Annotated in this window: 19 protein-coding genes and 1 pseudogene; 13 read left to right on the forward strand and 7 right to left on the reverse strand. The window is 63.9% G+C overall.

Going from position 1 to position 16,959, the window contains the following annotated elements; genetic code table 11:
- Nucleotides 1–224 precede the first annotated feature (224 nt).
- The 3 genes from gmk to G4G31_RS22510 all read left to right on the forward strand — a co-directional run bounded on the left by gmk (nt 225) and on the right by G4G31_RS22510 (nt 3,555).
- Entirely contained in the window at nt 225–869 is a 645-nt protein-coding gene (gene gmk / locus G4G31_RS22500) for a guanylate kinase (RefSeq protein WP_182989464.1), read from the forward strand.
- 49 nt (nt 870–918) lie between these two features.
- Nucleotides 919–1,122 (forward strand): DNA-directed RNA polymerase subunit omega, encoded by a 204-nt coding sequence (gene rpoZ / locus G4G31_RS22505; RefSeq protein ID WP_056443456.1) that lies wholly within the window; start codon nt 919–921, stop codon nt 1,120–1,122.
- A gap of 195 nt (nt 1,123–1,317) precedes the next feature.
- A complete protein-coding gene (locus G4G31_RS22510; RefSeq protein ID WP_182989465.1) occupies nt 1,318–3,555 on the forward strand; it encodes a bifunctional (p)ppGpp synthetase/guanosine-3',5'-bis(diphosphate) 3'-pyrophosphohydrolase in 2,238 nt (745 codons plus the stop codon).
- A 61-nt stretch (nt 3,556–3,616) separates the two neighbouring features.
- Here G4G31_RS22510 and G4G31_RS29540 read toward each other — a convergent pair whose 3' ends face one another.
- From G4G31_RS29540 to G4G31_RS22520, 3 genes are all read right to left on the reverse strand, one after another.
- Nucleotides 3,617–3,844: a dihydrofolate reductase family protein gene (locus tag G4G31_RS29540; RefSeq protein ID WP_202033767.1), complete on the reverse strand. Its 228-nt coding sequence runs from the start codon at nt 3,842–3,844 to the stop codon at nt 3,617–3,619.
- The gene (locus tag G4G31_RS22515) at nt 3,760–4,146 is read right to left on the reverse strand and encodes a dihydrofolate reductase family protein (RefSeq protein WP_202033675.1); all 387 of its coding nucleotides are present in this window, start codon (nt 4,144–4,146) and stop codon (nt 3,760–3,762) included. Before G4G31_RS22515 ends, G4G31_RS29540 begins: the two co-directional genes overlap by 85 nt.
- A 132-nt stretch (nt 4,147–4,278) precedes the next feature.
- On the reverse strand, nt 4,279–4,638 hold the full coding sequence (locus G4G31_RS22520) for an energy transducer TonB (RefSeq protein WP_229425198.1): 360 nt from the start codon (nt 4,636–4,638) through the stop codon (nt 4,279–4,281).
- Between the two features lie 199 nt (nt 4,639–4,837).
- On the opposite strand from G4G31_RS22520, the gene G4G31_RS22525 reads away from it, so the two are divergent.
- Entirely contained in the window at nt 4,838–5,188 is a 351-nt protein-coding gene (locus tag G4G31_RS22525; RefSeq protein WP_182989466.1) for a hypothetical protein, read from the forward strand.
- Nucleotides 5,189–5,406: 218 nt separating this feature from the next.
- On the opposite strand, the gene G4G31_RS22530 is transcribed toward G4G31_RS22525, so the two are convergent.
- Entirely contained in the window at nt 5,407–5,871 is a 465-nt protein-coding gene (locus tag G4G31_RS22530; RefSeq protein WP_182989467.1) for a DUF2846 domain-containing protein, read from the reverse strand.
- A gap of 384 nt (nt 5,872–6,255) precedes the next feature.
- Nucleotides 6,256–6,936, reverse strand: coding sequence for a biliverdin-producing heme oxygenase (locus G4G31_RS22535; RefSeq protein WP_229425199.1), 681 nt, complete (start codon nt 6,934–6,936; stop codon nt 6,256–6,258).
- Here G4G31_RS22535 and G4G31_RS22540 point away from each other — a divergent pair.
- From G4G31_RS22540 to G4G31_RS22550, 3 genes are read left to right on the forward strand one after another with little or no spacing between them, the layout of a single operon-like run.
- Entirely contained in the window at nt 6,935–8,203 is a 1,269-nt protein-coding gene (locus G4G31_RS22540) for a DUF1176 domain-containing protein (protein WP_202033677.1), read from the forward strand. The genes G4G31_RS22535 and G4G31_RS22540 overlap by 2 nt on opposite strands.
- A 37-nt stretch (nt 8,204–8,240) precedes the next feature.
- Complete coding sequence (locus G4G31_RS22545) at nt 8,241–8,888, forward strand: hypothetical protein (protein ID WP_182989468.1); 648 nt, start codon at nt 8,241–8,243, stop codon at nt 8,886–8,888.
- Between the two features lie 8 nt (nt 8,889–8,896).
- Entirely contained in the window at nt 8,897–9,631 is a 735-nt protein-coding gene (locus G4G31_RS22550; protein ID WP_182989469.1) for a hypothetical protein, read from the forward strand.
- 505 nt (nt 9,632–10,136) lie between these two features.
- Here the strand turns inward: G4G31_RS22550 and G4G31_RS22555 are convergent.
- Nucleotides 10,137–11,354 carry a carbohydrate-binding protein gene (locus G4G31_RS22555; RefSeq protein ID WP_182989470.1) on the reverse strand — a complete coding sequence of 406 codons (1,218 nt, stop codon included), beginning with the start codon at nt 11,352–11,354 and terminating at the stop codon, nt 10,137–10,139.
- Between the two features lie 336 nt (nt 11,355–11,690).
- Entirely contained in the window at nt 11,691–12,257 is a 567-nt protein-coding gene (gene greB, locus G4G31_RS22560) for a transcription elongation factor GreB (protein WP_182989471.1), read from the reverse strand.
- 127 nt (nt 12,258–12,384) lie between these two features.
- On the opposite strand from greB, the gene G4G31_RS22565 reads away from it, so the two are divergent.
- The 6 genes and pseudogenes from G4G31_RS22565 (at nt 12,385) to G4G31_RS22580 (ending at nt 16,923) form a co-directional block, all read left to right on the forward strand.
- Complete coding sequence (locus G4G31_RS22565; RefSeq protein WP_182989472.1) at nt 12,385–13,017, forward strand: hypothetical protein; 633 nt, start codon at nt 12,385–12,387, stop codon at nt 13,015–13,017.
- Nucleotides 13,018–13,046: 29 nt separating this feature from the next.
- Nucleotides 13,047–13,226, forward strand: coding sequence for a hypothetical protein (locus G4G31_RS27170; RefSeq protein ID WP_229425200.1), 180 nt, complete (start codon nt 13,047–13,049; stop codon nt 13,224–13,226).
- Between the two features lie 521 nt (nt 13,227–13,747).
- A pseudogene (locus G4G31_RS27175) lies at nt 13,748–13,993 on the forward strand (histidine kinase); the annotation flags it as partial.
- Nucleotides 13,994–14,165: 172 nt separating this feature from the next.
- Nucleotides 14,166–14,483 (forward strand): ATP-binding protein, encoded by a 318-nt coding sequence (locus G4G31_RS27180; RefSeq protein WP_229425662.1) that lies wholly within the window; start codon nt 14,166–14,168, stop codon nt 14,481–14,483.
- The gene (locus G4G31_RS22575; protein WP_182989473.1) at nt 14,480–15,127 is read left to right on the forward strand and encodes a response regulator transcription factor; all 648 of its coding nucleotides are present in this window, start codon (nt 14,480–14,482) and stop codon (nt 15,125–15,127) included. The genes G4G31_RS27180 and G4G31_RS22575 overlap by 4 nt, the downstream gene beginning before the upstream one ends.
- 218 nt (nt 15,128–15,345) lie before the next feature.
- A complete protein-coding gene (locus G4G31_RS22580) occupies nt 15,346–16,923 on the forward strand; it encodes a GGDEF domain-containing protein (protein WP_182989474.1) in 1,578 nt (525 codons plus the stop codon).
- Nucleotides 16,924–16,959: the final 36 nt, after the last annotated feature.

Raw genomic sequence — 16,959 nt, forward strand, 5'->3', positions numbered from 1 at the left:
TGCCGGTTCGGATGCGGTGCAAGACGGCGAGAGCGCCGCAGTGCGAGCACTGCCCCGCAAGCGGACGCGAGCCGACGCAGCAACGCGCCGGTTCTGGAAGCCAAAAACACATTTATTTTTGGGTGAGTACTTAGCAATGCTGCCCACGCGGATTTGTACATTTGAACTAGCGCGCGGCCATTCACCGCCGCGCCTGCGAATCACACGAAATAAGGAACCACACCATGCTTACCACCGCCTTTTCCGGCAGCCTGTTCGTCGTCGCCGCCCCATCCGGCGCCGGCAAATCGACCCTGGTCAACGCGCTGCTCAAGCAGGAGCCGGGCATCAAGCTGTCGATCTCGACGACCACCCGCCCTCCCCGTCCGGGCGAGCAGGACGGCCGCGAATACCACTTCACCACGCCCGAAGACTTCGTGGCCCGCGCCGAGCGCGGCGAGTTCCTCGAGTGGGCTGAAGTGCACGGCAATTACTACGGCACCAGCCGCCTGAGCGTCGAAGAAAAAATGAAGGCCGGCACCGACATCCTGCTGGAGATCGACTGGCAGGGCGCGCGCCAGGTGAAAAAACAGTTCCCGGACGCGGCCGGCATCTTCATCCTGCCGCCGTCGATCGCGGCCCTGGAAGAACGCCTGCACAAGCGCGGCACCGACGAGCCCCACATCATCACGCGCCGCCTGCTGGCTGCCGGAGGCGAGATCGCTCACGCTCCGGAGTTCGAGTATGCTATCATCAACGAAGAGTTCAACGTCGCCCTGGCCGAGCTGGTGGCGATTGTCAAAGCGACACGTTGCCGCTTCGCCCAACAGGCAGCCCGCAACGCCTCGCTGTTTGCCCAGCTGGGTATCCACGCGAATCAACCTACGTGATGGGAGCCTCGAGCTCCCTTTACTGCATCGTCTATTTAGGAGTAGTTACATGGCCCGTATCACGATCGAAGATTGCCTCAAGAACATCCCGAACCGTTTCCAGCTGACCCTGGCCGCGACCTACCGCGCACGCCAGCTGCTGCAGGGCCATACCCCGAAGGTCGAAGCCAAGGACAAGCCGACCGTCGTCGCCCTGCGTGAGATCGCCGCCGGTAAAGTTGGCCTGGAAATGCTGAAAAAAGTGCCGATGTAAGCGCGCTTGAGCGCCTAACAAAAGTTTCAGGGCAAGGCGCAGCGCCGCATCGGCGGACCGCGAAGACAGTACGCCTGTACGGCGAGACGCTGCAACGCAGCCATGGAGGTTTTGTTAGGCGCTCTTAGTTGCCTGACTGTGCCAGCCCTGTCTTCTGTTATTCTGTCACCACACTGCGGCTGATCGACATAACGTATGAACCTGTTCCCCCCGGACTCGACACACTCAGGCAATACCCCCGCCCGGACCCGGCGTCCGGGCAAGCCGCAAGACCCCGTCGAGGCGCCCGCTCCCGGCGTTGCCTCCGTCACACAGCTCATCAACAAGCTGTCCGACTACCTCACTCCCGTCGAACTCAAAAAAGTCAAGGAAGCCTACCGCTTCTCCGACGAGATGCATCTTGGCCAGGTCCGTAAATCGGGCGAGCCATATATCTCGCATCCGATCGCCGTCGCCGAAATCTGCGCCGACTGGAAGCTCGATGCCCAGGCCATCATGGCCGCCCTGCTGCACGACGTCATCGAAGACCAGGACGTCAAGAAGGAAGAACTGCTCGAGCGCTTCGGCCCGCAGGTGGCGAACCTGGTCGACGGCCTCTCCAAACTCGAGAAGATCGAGTTCCAGAGCCTGGTCGAGGCGCAGGCCGAGAACTTCCGCAAGATGCTCCTCGCCATGGCGTCCGACGTGCGCGTCATTCTCATCAAGCTCGCGGACCGCCTGCACAACATGCGCACGCTCGGCGTGATGATTCCGGCGAAAAAGCGCCGCATCGCCGGCGAGACGATGGAAGTGTATGTGCCGATCGCGCACCGCCTTGGCCTGAACAACATCTACCGCGAGCTGCAGGACCTGGCCTTCTCGCACCTGTACCCGCTGCGCTACCGCACGCTGTCGAAAGCGGTCAAGGCCGCGCGCGGCAACCGCCGCGAGGTGGTGAAGAAGATCCTGGAATCGGTCAAGCACACGCTGTCGATGGCCGGCATCCATGCGGAGGTCTACGGCCGCGAAAAGACCCTGTACGGCATCTACAAGAAGATGCGCAACAAGCACCTGTCGTTCTCGCAGGTGCTCGACGTGTATGGCTTCCGCGTCGTCGTCGATACCGTCCCGAACTGTTATGTCACGCTCGGTTCCCTGCACGGGCTGTACAAGCCGATGCCGGGCAAGTTCAAGGACTACATCGCGATCCGCAAGATCAACGGGTATCAGTCACTACACACCACCCTGATCGGCCCCTACGGCACCCCTGTCGAATTCCAGATCCGTACCCAGGACATGCACCGCACCGCGGAATCCGGCGTGGCGGCGCACTGGCTCTACAAGACCGGCGACCAGAACATGTCGGACCTGCAGCAGCGTACCCACGCCTGGCTGCAGTCGCTGCTCGACATCCAGCAGCAGACCGGCGACTCGGCCGAATTCCTCGAACACGTCAAGGTCGACCTGTTCCCGGATTCGGTCTACGTGTTCACGCCGAAGTCGAAGATCATCGCCCTGCCGCGCGGCGCCACGGCGCTCGACTTCGCCTACTCGATCCACACCGGCATCGGCGACCACACGGTGGCGGTAAAAATCAACAACGACACCCAGCCGCTGCGCACCGAGCTGCACAACGGCGACATCGTCGAAATCGTCACCGACCCGGATTCGCGCCCGAGCCCGACCTGGCTCAGCTACGTGCGCACCGGCAAGGCGCGCTCGGCAATCCGCCACTACCTGCGCACGATCAACGTCAACGAATCGGTCGAACTCGGCCAGGAACTGCTGGCCGGCGCCCTGGCGGCACGCAACATCGATCCGAACCTGTCGCAACTGACGATCGAGAAGCTGCTGGCGGAATCCTCGGCCAAGTCGATGGACGAGCTGTATGCCGACATCGGCATCGGCAAGCGCATGCCGGCCCTCGTCGCGCGCCACATTTTCGGCCTGATCGAAGGCGAATCCGACCTGCCGCCATCGACCCAGCCGATGGCCGCCGATATCGACCCCGTCACGATCTACGGCAGCGAAGGCGTGTCGGTGCAGCTGGCACCCTGCTGTTTGCCGATTCCCGGGGACGCGATCACGGGCCAATTGCGGCGCGACCAGGGCCTGGTGGTGCACACCGGTGACTGCCTGCCGGCCAAGCGCCTGCGCGCCAAGGAACCGGACCGCTGGATCGCGGTGCAATGGGGCGAGGAACTGAACCGCCGCTTCGACTGCCGCATCCGCCTGTTGATCAACAACGAAAAAGGCATTCTCGCGCGCGTGGCGGCCGAAATCGGCGAGTCCGACGGCAACATCACCTATGTCGGGATGGACGAGGACGACGAGAACATGATGACGCAGCTGCGCTTCACCATCCAGGTGAAGGACCGCGTGCACCTGGCGCATCTGATCCGCAACCTGCGGCGGGTGGCGGGCGTCAACCGGGTCGAGCGCGAACGGGCCTAAGGCCCACTACTTTATCGACAGCCCACGCGACGTGGGCTGTTTTGTTTTGGGAGCGCCGGCTTCAGGCGGGCACGTAGCGCAGGCGGAGTACGTTCTCGTCGATCCGGTCGTGGGCCACAAGGCGCAGCGGCGGCCGCGGTCCGGCAAAATACGGCTTCCCGCCACCGAGCACGACGGGATGCAGGTAGATGCGGTACTCGTCGATCAGGCCGAGTTCGGCGACGCTGTGTGCCAGGACCGTCCCTGCGACCTCGATTTCGCCCTCGTGCTCGGCGCGCAGGGCGCGCAGCGCGCCCCGAGGTCATCCGGCACCAGCTCGGCATTCGGCCCTACCGAGGTCAAGGTGCGCGACACAACCCACTTGCGCTGGCGGCGCCATGCCTGCGCAAAGGCCCGCCTGTCCTCGTCCCACTCGGGATGGTCCTCGTCCCAGTAGCGCATGATCTCGTACATGTGACGACCATAGACGCTGCCCGCCTGGGCCCGGGCCTCTTCGATGAAATGGCGGAACAGTACAGGACCGGGAGCAAAGCCCGTATGGTCGACGTAGCCGTCCAGGGACACGTTCATCCCGAATACGAGTTTGGCCATGTCACATTCCTTTCGCTCTACGAAGTTCGAATTTCCCGGTCAGGCAAAGGCCGGTTCAACGACGCCTGCGCCGCGGCCCACCCTGTGCGGAGAACGCCGTGGGTCGGTTATCGCGGTATTGCCGGGACTGTCCTATTCCAGGCTCCAGGTATAGTTAAAGCTCACCCACGCCGGCTCCGTCGCTCCTTCGGGGATCTTGTAAGCGCATTTTGCCAGTTCGACCAGGGCGGTTCTGTCGAGCGTGGAAAATCCCGACGATTTCACGATCTTCCCGTCGAGGATAGCCCCATCCTTGTCCACCAGGTAGGCCAGCGTCACCACACCTTCCTCGTTGTTACGCGCCGCCGACATCGGATACTCCGGTTTCTTGCAGGGACCACCAGGGCCGGGTCGGGCCACGGAAGGCAATTTTTTCGTAGACACGAACTGCGCCTGCGCGCACAGCGGCATGACGAGCGAGCACAGACATGCGACAAGAGGGATGAGTTTCATGGCGGGATGGAGAAGCGGGAGAAGTGGTCAATGATCGCTATCGTCACGGACGGCAGCGGGGAAAATATTCCAGTGTATCGAACGGCCGCGCCTTGACATCGGGAAGCGGAACATTGTTGCGATTGTACCGATGTGTAAATATTCAAGCCAACAACTTATTGCCGAAATAGAATAACTTTCCTCACTCAAAGGACGATCCATGAAGCGCACCCCGATTGCAAGGGGGCTTGGATTGGTCCTGGCCGCTGCCCTGACAATGTCGCTGGTACTGCCCACCCATGCCGGTCCGGTACGCAACTGGTTCAAGGTGCGGCGTGCGCAGCGGCAGGCGGCGCAGGGCGAGGACGACGGCGGCTTCGCAGGCCTCGGGCGTGGCACCGTCGCCGCGGTGCCGGCGGACGTGCGCGTGACACGCGACCTGGCCTATGGCGGCGACCCGGCCGAACGCTTCGATGTCTACGCGCCGCGAGCCGGTTCAAGCGGCGCGTCCGTCATTTTCATGGTCCACAGCGGCGGCTGGAAGCACGGCGACAAGGGCGTGGCGGCGTAGTGGACAACAAGGTCGCGCGCTGAGTGCCCAAGGGCGTGGTCTTCGTGTCGGTGAATTATCCGATTCTGCCGGAGGCGAACGCGCTGCAGCAAACGAACCCAAGCGCTTGAAAATAGACGACAGCAAGTGCGTGTCGGCAAAATAAGAAAGGCTGGACCAAATTAGCCCAGCCCTCGCAGTACATATCCCGGCAAGCGGCGTCTTGCCAGGTACGGCTGTTATTTGCCGGCGCTGCAGCTACCCACCTGGGCCATTTCCAGCTGAGCAACCTCACGCTTGCCCTGCTCTTCCGGGACTTGCTCTAAGCGGGCGCCACCCACGAATACACCCATCTTGATGTATTGGCGGACGAAGTAATTTTTCCCGGCTTCAAACATCAGCTCCAGCGTATTCGGCGAGAATTCCGATTCGGTGTCAATCTTGTGGGTTTTGCCGCCTTCGACTTCGGTATAGAAGAACACGTCTGGCGCACTTTCGCCGACGCACTTACCATCAATCCAAATGTCTTTCTTGAGCGCCTTGCCGACGAAACTATTGCGATAAACGTAGACTCCGGCTTTGTTGGCTGCAGGTGGATTGAATTGTTTTGCTTTAGCAGACTCTTCTTTAGGTGCCATGTTAACGGAGGCGCAGCCGGTGAGCAAAGCGGCGGACAGGACAATCAGAAAGGAAGCAGTTTTCATTGTTTTAATAGAATATGATCCGGAAAGGGCGTCTCTTGTTCAGAGCGCCACAAATGGGAAAAATCGGGATCGCCAGGCCATTTGTTTATGACCGGATTCGATTATTTCCACAGATCCATTATGAATTAGAATCTTGTTTTCTCGCAAGAAATTAGCTGTAGATTTGCGAACAAACCGCGCGTTACGTTTCATACACGTCGGATCGGGCCTCATGCACGCTTAGGGGTCGACATGCCTTCTGCGCGACCTCGGGTGCCAGGATCGTTAGCAGGACCAGCTAAATGTAAGACAAATCCGCAGGGGATTGACGTAAGGATTCCCCATGTGCTGTCAGTACACATGATGGTATATCTGATAATTGCATTATTACAAGAAGGAAATGTTCTAACGGGAAAGATATGTGGGCGCCGCGCCACGTGGCCCGTTCACCCGGCGGGGGACCGAGGCGCCAGAGCGGCTCGGCGGCTCAGTGGCCGTCGAATGCCAGCGCCGGGATGCGGTCGAAGGCATCGCAGGCGCCGCGGCAGGCGTCGGCGACCTCGTGCGGCGTCTGCACGCCCCTCGCAAGCCGGCCATGAAGGCGCGCCAGCGCGGACCGGGCCCGCTCTCGCCCGCGCCGTGCAGGTAGCGCAGCGGATGCGGGGCCAGCTGGGCCGCCAGCCGCTTGTAGAGCACAGCGCCGCCGAGCTGCGAGCCTTCGACGACGTAGGCCGCGCCCCAGCGGTAGGCGGGGCTGGCCTCCTCCGGCCAGGCCAGGCTTGGGGCGAACGCGGCGGCGGGACAGGAGGCGAGCGCCGGATCGGCAAGGTCGGCCTCGATCAGGGCCAGGTGCGGTGCCGGTGAGATGCTTTCGCCCCGGGGACCGTCGTCACGACCTGGCCAGGCGGCAGCCAGCGGCAGCAGCCAGGCGCGCAGCAGCTGCAGGTGATGGGCGTAGTCGGCAAGCGTGGCGTCTAGCGCGGAAAGCGGCAAGCCGCTGTCGAGGCGCTCGTGGCGCGAGGACGTGGCCCGCCGCAGCGCGGCCAGGACGTCGGACTCGCGTGCGGTGTCATTGGAACGGTTCATGATGGGCCAGGGCGGCGCGAAGGCACGCGGCAAAACGCCATCTTACCAGTCCGGGCCGATTTCGCCCCGGCTGTGCCGCTGTGTGACAATCGATGGACTTTGGGGCACCGCTTTGCGGCACAATGGCGCCTGGTTTCGTGCGTTTTGCCCTTCCCTTGCCGTTTCGGCGCCTCCGCCACCCTTGGAACAGATGCATCTGAAAACATCGACCCTGTCTTTTGCCCTGCTCGTGCTCGCCGGCCTTTCCTGCGCACACGCCGCGCGGCCCGCCAGCATGCAGTTCACCCACCTGGCCTGGGACCTCGCCTGCGACAACACGCGCACATGCCGCGCGGCCGGGTATTACGACGAGGTCGGCAGCGACGAGGACAATGCATCGGGTCGCGCGCCCTTGCCGGTCTCGGTGCTGCTGACACGGGAAGCCGGTCCGCACACGCCGATCCAGGGAGAGGTCCAGCTCGACGAAGAGACGATGGTGAACTGGGCGCGCGAGCTGTCCCTGACATTGAGGATCGATGGCAAGCCATCCGGCACCGTCGTCCTCGATCATCGAACAGGCACCTTTCCGCTGCCGCAGCAGCAGACCATCCTCCTGGTCCTTGCCTTGACCAGGAACAGCCAGATCGCCTGGTCGGACGGACGGCGCAGCTGGAAGCTGTCCGATGCGGGCGCTGCCGCCGTCCTGCTGAAGATGGATGAGTTCCAGGGCCGGCTAGGCACACCAGGCTCCGTCATGCGCAAGGGAACGCGGGACGAGAACACAGTCCTGCCGCCTTTGCCGGTGCCTGTCATCCAGGCCGCCGCGGTGCCGCCTGGCGGGCCGATTTCGCTGCCGGCATCGGAGCGCGCGTCGCTGCGTAGCGCGCTGGCGGCATCGACGAAGGAGTGTTCGACGCTCGAGCAGGGACAGCCCCCGGGCGAGATGACCGTGCACCGGCTGTCGGCCACGAAACTGCTGGTTTCCACAGTGTGCTGGGTCACGGCGTATAACGAAGGCGAAGGGTACTGGGTCGTCAACGCCAAAGCACCGTACGCGCCCCGGATGGTGACGCCGCACGCCAGCGGCTATGCAGACGGTGCGATCAGCGCATCCCACAAACTGGATAGCCTTGGCGACTGCGCGGAGATTGAGAAATGGGTGTGGAACGGCCGCCGCTTCGTCCATGCCAGTCAAGGCACGACGGGCCAGTGCATGCCGCTGGTGGTCGGTGGCGCCTGGTCGCTGCCGGTGCTGGTGACGACCGTACGCCCGGCGGCCCGGCCTTGAACCGGTACGAAGAAACACTATCAGAAGAAAGAACAACATGATGCGCAAGCCCGCCTCGGTCGCCGCGATCTTTGCCCTGTCCCTGTCCTGTTTCCACGGCTGGGATCCCGCCCATGCCGCCGCAGCCAACCCGCTGGAGCGGATCGACCCCAAGCTCATCGCCGAGCACTTCAAGCACGAGCGCGTCGAAGGTGTCGGGAGCGAGATCGACGACAGCAGGACCCTCCCCGGATGCCCCTGGGTCAGGTCCTTCGTCGTCATGGACGAGGGCGCTTCCGGCGACATCGTCGTGGCGCTGTGCAGCAGCGGCACGCTGGGCCCGGCCAGCGTCGAGGCCACCGTCGGCAAGCAGGTGGCCGAGGCCAGGCGGGCGGTGGCCGCCATGCCTGCCCCGCTGGTGGCGGCCGTTCAGTCCGGAACCGAAGGGGTGGAGGTGCCCCTGGCCGGCGGCAGGCGCGGCAAGGCCTTGACGATTCCGGCAATCGGCCACGGCCTCGTGATGGCGCCGTTCGCCTATGCCGTGACGGCGAAGAAAGACATGACGCTAGTCGTGCAGCCCATGCTCAATCCGAACCGGTTCGACAACCTGAACGCCCCGCTGGCCGCGCTGCTGCAGGCGATCGACGCGCGCCTGCAGGACCGGGCCCGGCCGGAAGCCAACACCGAGCACGCTACGATGAAATGAAGACAACAATGAAGATGCGCTATAGCGTGTTTGCCGGACATGTCGACGTCAAGGCCCCGCTGATCTACATGTGGGAGATACACGACTTGCTGGGCCAGCTGATCGGCCGCTATATCGGCAAGGCCAACGGCGGCGATCGACGCCCTACCCAGCATTACCCGCGCAATGTGGACAAACTGCGCCAGGGGCTGCCCTACAGGAAGGGAAAGAATTACCGCCGCGTCCACTACGCGCTTGCCGACGCGGTAAAGGCAGAGCATGCGATTTCCCTTATTTACCTCTGCAATGTTCTTGATACCGTCGACATCTTCAAGGTGGAATCGCATTACATCGAGCAATACGGCTGCAATGCGGACGACGGTATTGGCCTGAACGGCAGGTGGAAAGGCGCGCCGCGCGAGGTCGTTGCCGCCGTCCCCGCTGTACCGGTCGAGGCGCCTGCAAGCGCAGACCCAGCGTCGCCCGATCTCGACGACTTCCTGGAATATTTTGACGACAAGCCACGCGAGACCTTTGAAGTCAGGGTCAATACCCGGAGCTGCTCGGTCTGGAGCGCCGGCCGCAGGATTCTGCGCGCAAAACAGGCCAGACCAGGCGCCAGGGTACTGATCAAGCTCGTGCAGAGCTCGACGCCGGAAAAGCCATTCCAGTTCGTTTGGGATGGAGACGAGGAGCACATCGACGCAGCCCTCGACCAGGAGCGCAAGCTGTTGCTCGCCCGTGGCGAGGCCGTCTCATTCTAAGTACTCACCCAAAAATAAATGTGTTTTTGGCTTCCAGAACCGGCGCGTTGCTGCGTCGGCTCGCGTCCGCTTGCGGGGCAGTGCTCGCACTGCGGCGCGCTCGCCGCCTTGCACCGCATCCAGTTCTGTTTGCCAAAATTCCCATTTATTTTCGGTCGAGTACTTAGAGCCTATCCCGGTAGTCCGGAGTCGCTGCTGGCGCGCCTGACAAACGCGTGCTGCGTTGCTCGTCGTTGCATGGCCAGCCATGCGGCCTCCTCGCGCCTTGCCCGCGCTTGCCATGCATCGCCACCAGCTTTCCCCGGACTACCGGGATAGGCTCTTAGCCAGCGTTGCGCGCGTGCCTGGCGAACCGTGTGACATTGTCGGACAGCTTGCCGCCTCTTGTTGATGCCGCTGCTCCGGAGCTTGCCCGTGCAGCGGGATTGCGTGTCTGCCCGAACACAGCAGCGCCCCTCTCGGGGCGCTTTGAAGCGTGCAGGTTCGAGGAAATGCGCGATCCGCCTTACCTGCGGTAGACCCGCACGTAATCGACCTGCATCCTGTTCGGGAAGACGGTCGATGCATCCGGGCTGCCAGGCCAGTTGCCGCCGACGGCCAGGTTAAACAGGAGGAAGTATGGCGCGTGGAACTCCGAGGTGCCGTTGATGCCGCCAGCGATATTCACTTCGTGGAACTTGTTGCCATCCACATACCAGCGGATGGTCGACGCATCCCATTCCACCGCATACACGTGGTACTGCGAGAAGTCCAGGCCGCCTGATGGGCCGCCATAATTGGCGTAGGCATTGTTCTGATCCGACCAGTGGATCGTGCCGTGAACAAACGCTTCGGAATTGACGTGCTCCATGATGTCGATTTCACCGCTGGCGGGCCAGCCGATGCTGCTGATGGAATTACCCAGCATCCAGAAGGCCGGCCAGGTCCCTTTCCCGGTCGGGATTTTCATGCGCGCTTCCATCCGGCCGTATTGCCAGCTGGCCTTGTTCTGGGTGGTGATGCGGCCCGAGGTGTACCCCTTGCCCCCATAGGCTTCCTTGCGCGCTTCGATCACGAGTTCGCCACCGGTGACGCGGATGTTTTCCGGACGGGCGGTGTAGTACTGCAATTCGTTGTTGCCGCCGCCATTGCCATTGACCTCGATGTTCCACTTCGAGGTGTCCAGCGCGGTGCCGTTGAACTCGTCCGACCAGACCAGCGTCCAGTTGCTTGGCGGCGGCGTGCCGCAGCTTGCGCCAGTGATCCGGATCCAGTTCAGGTTAAAGCCCGCGCTGCTGATGAAAGTGCCGAGGTTATAGGTACCGGCATTGACGTTGATGGTGCGCTGCACGGTCGTCCAGTTCTGCCAGCCGCCGGTCGCAGGCACCAGGGTGGACCCCAGCGGGATCGAACCGCCATTCAGGTCGGCGGAAATCTGGCCTCCTGCCGCGGGAGCGGCAACCCGGTAGGCGATGGTGTAGGCGCCGGAGGTCGGGAAAGTGACATTGTTGTGCGCCAGCCATTCGCCGTTGGCTGTCCAGCCCACATCGAATCCGCCGCCGGCATCGCTCGTCGCTTCGATATCGACGTTGTCGGCGCGGTAGACGTTGCCGGTGTTGCCGGCGGTGGTGTCGAACGCGGTCGTGTAATTTTCGGCCTGCAAGGTGCAGTCCGCAGCGCCGGCCGACAGCAGCGGCGCGAGCAGGAGTGAGGCCAGACAGACGTGGATCGTCCTTATCTTCATGTGTAAAGTCTCCGAATTTATAGTTAGGATTTACTTACAGGCGGCACTCGATCCCGGCCGATGTCATTTCCCATCGCGATTAAATGGAAACGATTCCACCACGTTCAGTATCATGCACATTTTGTGTATTGTCAAAAGCCGCACAAGCGGGACGCGGTCTGGACACGGCCAGCTGCCGTGTCCAGACCGGCACATGCTCGTGTGGATGGGAAGTGGAACGGACGCGGTCACTTGCGAGACGACCTCTGTGCGCATGGCACCGATGTCGTGGTGCCGACAGGGGACGGCGGCAATGCGGGAGGTTTCGTCAGGCGCGCCAGGCGCCGCCAGACCGTCCTAGTCGGCGACCGGCTCCGGATATTCCACGGACACGATCTCGAGTTCCTCGTTTCCCTGCGGGGTCTGCAGCGTGATGACATCGCCTTCGCGCGCCTTGGTCAACGCCCGCGCCACCGGCGAGACCCAGCTGATCTTGCCCTTGAGCGGGTCGAACTCGTCGACGCCGACGATGGTGACGGTGTGCTCGTCGCCTGCCTTGTTGACATAGGTGACGGTGGCGCCGAAGAAGACCTGGTCGTTACCGTAATGGACGCTCGGGTCGACGACGAAGGCCGAATCCAGGCGCTTGGTGAGGAAGCGGATGCGGCGGTCGATCTCGCGCAGGCGGCGCTTGCCGTAGATATAGTCGCCGTTTTCCGAGCGGTCGCCGTTCGAGGCGGCCCAGTGCACCACGCGCACGACTTCCGGGCGGTCGACGTCGATCAGCTGCAGCAATTCGTCCTTGATGGCCTTGTAGCCGGCCGGGGTGATGTAGTTCTTGGCACCGGCGGGGATCGCCTGCGCCAGCGCGACGGCTTCGTCATCGTCGTCGTTATCGGATTCTTTTACAAAGGCCTTGTTCATTCGTCCACCTTGTTCATCCGTCCATTGTAGCCCCAGTTGGCGCACCCCGGGAAACGGTAGCGGAGCGTCGCCGCCGGACTCAGCCTCTCCTAAGAATGGCCGCCGTGGATGCCGTATCATGCGCAGAATGACAAGTCCCAGACTGACAAGCCCGCCCTCGCCGCGCAGCCGGCTGCTGGCGCCCCTGCTCTACCTGGTGGCGCTGCTGCTGCTGGCCGAGCAATGGCTGTGGGAAGCGGGCAGCCGCTTCGGCGGGGCGCTTTCCGCCTGGCCGCCGCTGCGCGCGCTCGAGAACGCGGTGCGCGCCCTGCCGCCCTACTGGGCCCTGCTGATATTCGTGCTGCCCGGGCTGCTGCTGTTTCCGGTGAAGCTGCTGGCGCTGCTGGCCATCGCGCACGGGCACCCGGCCTGGGGCGTGATGGTGTTCGTCGCCGCCAAGCTGGGCGGCGCGGTGGTCGTCGCGCGCATCTACGTGCTGACGCTGCCGTCCTTGCTGGCGCTGGCCTGGTTCGCGCGGTGGCACAATCGCTTCATCATGTTCAAGGACCAGCTCATCGCCCGCCTGCGTGCCAGCGGCGCGTACCGCCAGGTACGCCGCTCGGTATCGAACCTGCGCCATGCGCTGCGCCAGTTGCGCCGCAAGCTGCGCCCGTCCGTCCCCTTCGGCAGCCGCCATGCCACGCGCAGCGCGCGCGCCCTGCGCCGTTTCGTCGCGCTCTGGCGGCGCCGGCGCAAACCGGCCGGGAGCGAACGACCATGAGCACGACCGAGCCACTGATACCGGGCCCGATGCGAATCGCCCCTGCCGAAATCTACCTGATCGATGCCGCCACGCTGTCCCCGGTCGACGTCAACGCCAGCGCGCGCCAGAACCTCGGCTACGACGGCGCTGCCTTGCGCGGCCTGCCAGCGACCGATCTCATCCGGAGGTCGGCGACGGCGGCCTGGCGACGCTGGCTGCAGGATTGAAAGACGATATCGGCGAGGGGCGCTGCCTGCCGGTGCGCCTGCGCCGCGCCGACGGCAGCAGCTATCCGGCCCGGCTGACCTTCCTGCGCACCCAGCGCGAGGGCCGCTCGCTGCTGCTGGCGATCGGCGACGACCTGTCGCAGGACGAAGCCGTGTCGGCGGTCCTGGCCGCCTACCAGAAGCGCTTCGATGCGATCGTCAACCACACGCCCGGCCTGGTCTACCAGTTCGTGCTGGGCGCCGATGGCACCCATGCCTTCCCCTACCTGAGCGAGGGCTGCGCGCCGCTGCTGGGCGTGCAGCCCGCGCAACTGCAGGCCGACCCGGACCTGTTCCTGCGCCTGCTGCTGCCGGAGGACCGCAAGGGCTACCTGGAAGCGATGGCGGTCTCGAAGATCAGCTTGTCTAGCTGGAACTGGGAAGGCCGGATCTGGATCGACGCCCGGAAAGACGTCAAGTGGATCAACCTGCGCGCCACGCCCCACGCCGCGCCCGGGGGCGCCGTCCAGTGGGACGGCATCATGACCAACATCACCGACAGCAAGACCGAGCAGCAGGACGTGCTGCGCTCGCGCGCGCGCCTGGCCGAGCTGACCGACCACATCGAACAGGTCAAGGAACAGGAGCGCACGCGCATCGCACGCGAAATCCATGACGACCTTGGCGGCAACCTCACCGCCATCAAGATGGCGCTGTCGATGCTGAGCAGCCGCCTGCCGCCCGAGCAGCCGCAATTGCTGGAAAAGGCCGCCTACCTCGACGACCTGGTCGACCGCACGATCGAGGCCGTGCACCGCATCTCGCTCGACCTGCGCCCGTCCACGCTCGACCTGGGCATCGTCGCCGCGCTCGAATGGCAGGCACGCGAGTTCGAGAAGGGCAGCGGCATCGCCTGCATCTTCCGCAGTGCCGAGCGCGAGATCGACCTCGACCCGGACCATGCCGCCGCCCTCTTCCGCATCTTCCGGGGAAGCGCTGACGAATGTCGCCAAGCACGCGGGCGCCACCCGCGTCACCGTCACCCTGAGACGCCAGCGCCAGCACCTGACGCTTTCGATCTGCGACAACGGCCGCGGCATTCTCCCGGCCGACCGCCTGAAACCGGCCTCCTTCGGCCTGCGCGGCATGAGCGAGCGCGCCCGTGCGCTGGGCGGCACGTTGGCCTTGTCGGCGGCGCCCGGAGGTGGCACGATGGTGACCATCAAGATCAGGCTGGCCCCGGCGCCGGCCAAGCGAAGCGAGCCCACCGTAGAATGACCGACAAAGCCACCATCCGCGTATTCATTGCCGACGACCACGCGATCGTACGCGAAGGCCTGAAACAGATCCTCGCCGAACAGCGCGACATCGTCGTCGCCGGCGAAGCCGAGAATGGCGTCGATGCCATCAAGCTGTTCCGCAAGTCGCGCTGCCATGTGATGTTGCTCGACATCTCGATGCCGGACCGGAACGGCATCGACGTGCTCAAGCAGATCAAGCAGGAACGCCCGGAACTGGCCGTGCTGATGCTGTCCATGCACCGCGAGGACCAGTACGCGATCCGCGCATTGAAGGCGGGGGCCGCCGGTTATCTCACCAAGCAGAGCGCGCCGCGCGAACTCGTCACCGCGATCCGGCAGGTGGCCGGCGGCCAGAAATACGTCAGCGCCACCCTGGCCCAGGCGCTGGCCGAGCAGGTCGGCAGCGACCACGAGGCACCGGTGCACGACAGCCTGTCGGACCGCGAATTCCAGACGCTGACGATGATCGCCTCGGGCAAGACCGTCAGCGAGATCGCACGCGAACTCTCGCTCTCGGTGAAAACCGTCAGCGAGTACCGCACGCGCCTGCTGGCGAAGATGGGCCTGAAGACCAGCGCGGAACTGACGCATTATGCAATCCGCAATCAACTGGTCGAATGAACGAGCCTGACAAGCCCTTCATGCCTGCGTTGCAGCGTCCTGCCGTACACTCGTACTGTCTGCGACGCTGCGCCCTGGCCTGAAGGCCTTGTCAGGCTCTCTACACCGCAGAGCAGCCATGGCCGTAAGTACGCCGCTTTCCTCCCTCTGTTCGTGCGATTCGGCCAGGAAAATCTGCTTATCATTGCGATAAACAGAAAACAACTTTACGCTGCATCATGTCCAATCCTAGCAATCCGTCCACTTCCAACCCGGTCGATATCGCCCGGGAAGCCTTCCGCCGCCTGGCGACGCGCCGCATCGCGCCCACGCCGGACGCCTATCGCGACATCTATAACGAGATCGCGGGGATTCCGAAACCTGCGCCGGTGCCCGCTGTCCCGGCAGCGGTCGGTCCTGCCGCCGAGGAAGTACTGGGCGAATTCGCCACGCAGTTGACCGAAACCCCGGGCGAGCTGGCCGACTACGGCCGCCGCCTGAACCGCGCGGTGAAAGCGCGCGACTGGGATGCCTACGCCAAGGCGCTGTCGCAGCTGGTGGAAAAGCACCTGCGGCGCGGCATTCCGCCCGGCGTCACCTATGGCATGGAAAGCAACGACACGCGCCTGTTGCGCGAGCTGCTCAGCCGTACCCTCGCGTTCGCCCTGGCCTCGCTGCTGGGCACCAACCCGAAACTGGCCGGCGAAGCGGAGTCGCTGGGCCAGGCGGTCAAGGTCGCGCACAGCGAAGCGGCGCTGCAGGAAATCGCCAGCCGCCTGAAGGAACTGTGCTTCCAGGTGGAACTGCACAGCGGCGACAGCGCCGAGCAGCAGGAGTTGCTGCTGCGCCTGTTCAAGCTGCTGCTGGAGAACGTCAGCGAACTGCTCGATGACGACAGCTGGATGCGCGGCCAGATCGACGCCGTGCAGGAACTGATTTCCGGCCCGATCGACAGCCGCACGCTGGAAGACGCGACGCGCAGCCTGAAGGACGTGATCTACAAGCAGGGCCAGCTCAAGCACAACCTGTCGGACATGAAGGCCACCGTCAAGAACATGATGATGACCTTCATCGACCGGCTCGGTTCGGTGGCGGCCTCGACCGGCGAATTCCACGACAAGCTGGGCGGCTTCTCCGACCGCATCCGCCATGCCGGCGACATCAATGAATTGAACACGGTGCTCGACGAGGTGCTGCGCGACACCAAGCAGGCCCAAGCCGAGGCGCTGGCCTCGCGCGACCGCATGCTGGCCGCCCACCGCGAAGTGCAGGAAGCCGAAAGCCGCATCAAGGAGCTGGAGGCGAAGCTGCAGCAGATGAGCGAACTGGTGCGCGAGGACCAGCTGACCGGCACCCTGAACCGGCGCGGCCTGGACGACGTGTTCGAGCGCGAAAGCGCGCGCGCCGACCGCCGCGGCACGCCCCTGTGCGCCGCCCTGCTCGACCTCGACAACTTCAAGCGCCTGAACGATACCTATGGCCACCTGGCCGGCGACAACGCGCTGCGTCACCTGGCCAAGGTGGCCAAGGCGACCTTGCGCTCGATCGACGTGGTGGCCCGTTTCGGCGGCGAGGAATTCCTGATCATGCTGCCCGAGACCGCGGTCGAGGCGGCCGTGCAGACGATGGTGCGGCTGCAGCGCGAGCTGACCCGGCATTTCTTCATGCACGACAACGAGAAGCTCCTGATCACCTTCTCGGCCGGCGTCGCGCTGCGCCTGCCGAACGAGGACCTGTCCAGCCTGATGGCGCGCGTCGACCGTGCCATGTACAAGGCCAAGCAGACCGGCAAGAACCGGGTCGAGGTAGCGAGCTGATACGGCCCAGGTAGCCGGCCAAACGAAAATGCCCGC

The sequence above is a fragment of the Massilia sp. Se16.2.3 genome, assembly GCF_014171595.1.
Classification (GTDB): domain Bacteria; phylum Pseudomonadota; class Gammaproteobacteria; order Burkholderiales; family Burkholderiaceae_D; genus Telluria.

What these genes read in the sequence shown, in the direction of transcription:
- gmk (WP_182989464.1), top strand. Translation starts at nt 225, where the DNA reads ATGCTTACCACCGCCTTTTCCGGCAGCCTGTTCGTCGTCGCCGCCCCA.
- rpoZ (WP_056443456.1), top strand. Translation starts at nt 919, where the DNA reads ATGGCCCGTATCACGATCGAAGATTGCCTCAAGAACATCCCGAACCGT.
- G4G31_RS22510 (WP_182989465.1), top strand. Translation starts at nt 1,318, where the DNA reads ATGAACCTGTTCCCCCCGGACTCGACACACTCAGGCAATACCCCCGCC.
- G4G31_RS22515 (WP_202033675.1), bottom strand. Translation starts at nt 4,146, where the DNA reads ATGGCCAAACTCGTATTCGGGATGAACGTGTCCCTGGACGGCTACGTC.
- G4G31_RS22520 (WP_229425198.1), bottom strand. Translation starts at nt 4,638, where the DNA reads ATGAAACTCATCCCTCTTGTCGCATGTCTGTGCTCGCTCGTCATGCCG.
- G4G31_RS22525 (WP_182989466.1), top strand. Translation starts at nt 4,838, where the DNA reads ATGAAGCGCACCCCGATTGCAAGGGGGCTTGGATTGGTCCTGGCCGCT.
- G4G31_RS22530 (WP_182989467.1), bottom strand. Translation starts at nt 5,871, where the DNA reads ATGAAAACTGCTTCCTTTCTGATTGTCCTGTCCGCCGCTTTGCTCACC.
- G4G31_RS22540 (WP_202033677.1), top strand. Translation starts at nt 6,935, where the DNA reads ATGATGGGCCAGGGCGGCGCGAAGGCACGCGGCAAAACGCCATCTTAC.
- G4G31_RS22535 (WP_229425199.1), bottom strand. Translation starts at nt 6,936, where the DNA reads ATGAACCGTTCCAATGACACCGCACGCGAGTCCGACGTCCTGGCCGCG.
- G4G31_RS22545 (WP_182989468.1), top strand. Translation starts at nt 8,241, where the DNA reads ATGATGCGCAAGCCCGCCTCGGTCGCCGCGATCTTTGCCCTGTCCCTG.
- G4G31_RS22550 (WP_182989469.1), top strand. Translation starts at nt 8,897, where the DNA reads ATGAAGATGCGCTATAGCGTGTTTGCCGGACATGTCGACGTCAAGGCC.
- G4G31_RS22555 (WP_182989470.1), bottom strand. Translation starts at nt 11,354, where the DNA reads ATGAAGATAAGGACGATCCACGTCTGTCTGGCCTCACTCCTGCTCGCG.
- greB (WP_182989471.1), bottom strand. Translation starts at nt 12,257, where the DNA reads ATGAACAAGGCCTTTGTAAAAGAATCCGATAACGACGACGATGACGAA.
- G4G31_RS22565 (WP_182989472.1), top strand. Translation starts at nt 12,385, where the DNA reads ATGACAAGTCCCAGACTGACAAGCCCGCCCTCGCCGCGCAGCCGGCTG.
- G4G31_RS27170 (WP_229425200.1), top strand. Translation starts at nt 13,047, where the DNA reads ATGCGAATCGCCCCTGCCGAAATCTACCTGATCGATGCCGCCACGCTG.
- G4G31_RS27180 (WP_229425662.1), top strand. Translation starts at nt 14,166, where the DNA reads ATGCCGCCGCCCTCTTCCGCATCTTCCGGGGAAGCGCTGACGAATGTC.
- G4G31_RS22575 (WP_182989473.1), top strand. Translation starts at nt 14,480, where the DNA reads ATGACCGACAAAGCCACCATCCGCGTATTCATTGCCGACGACCACGCG.
- G4G31_RS22580 (WP_182989474.1), top strand. Translation starts at nt 15,346, where the DNA reads ATGTCCAATCCTAGCAATCCGTCCACTTCCAACCCGGTCGATATCGCC.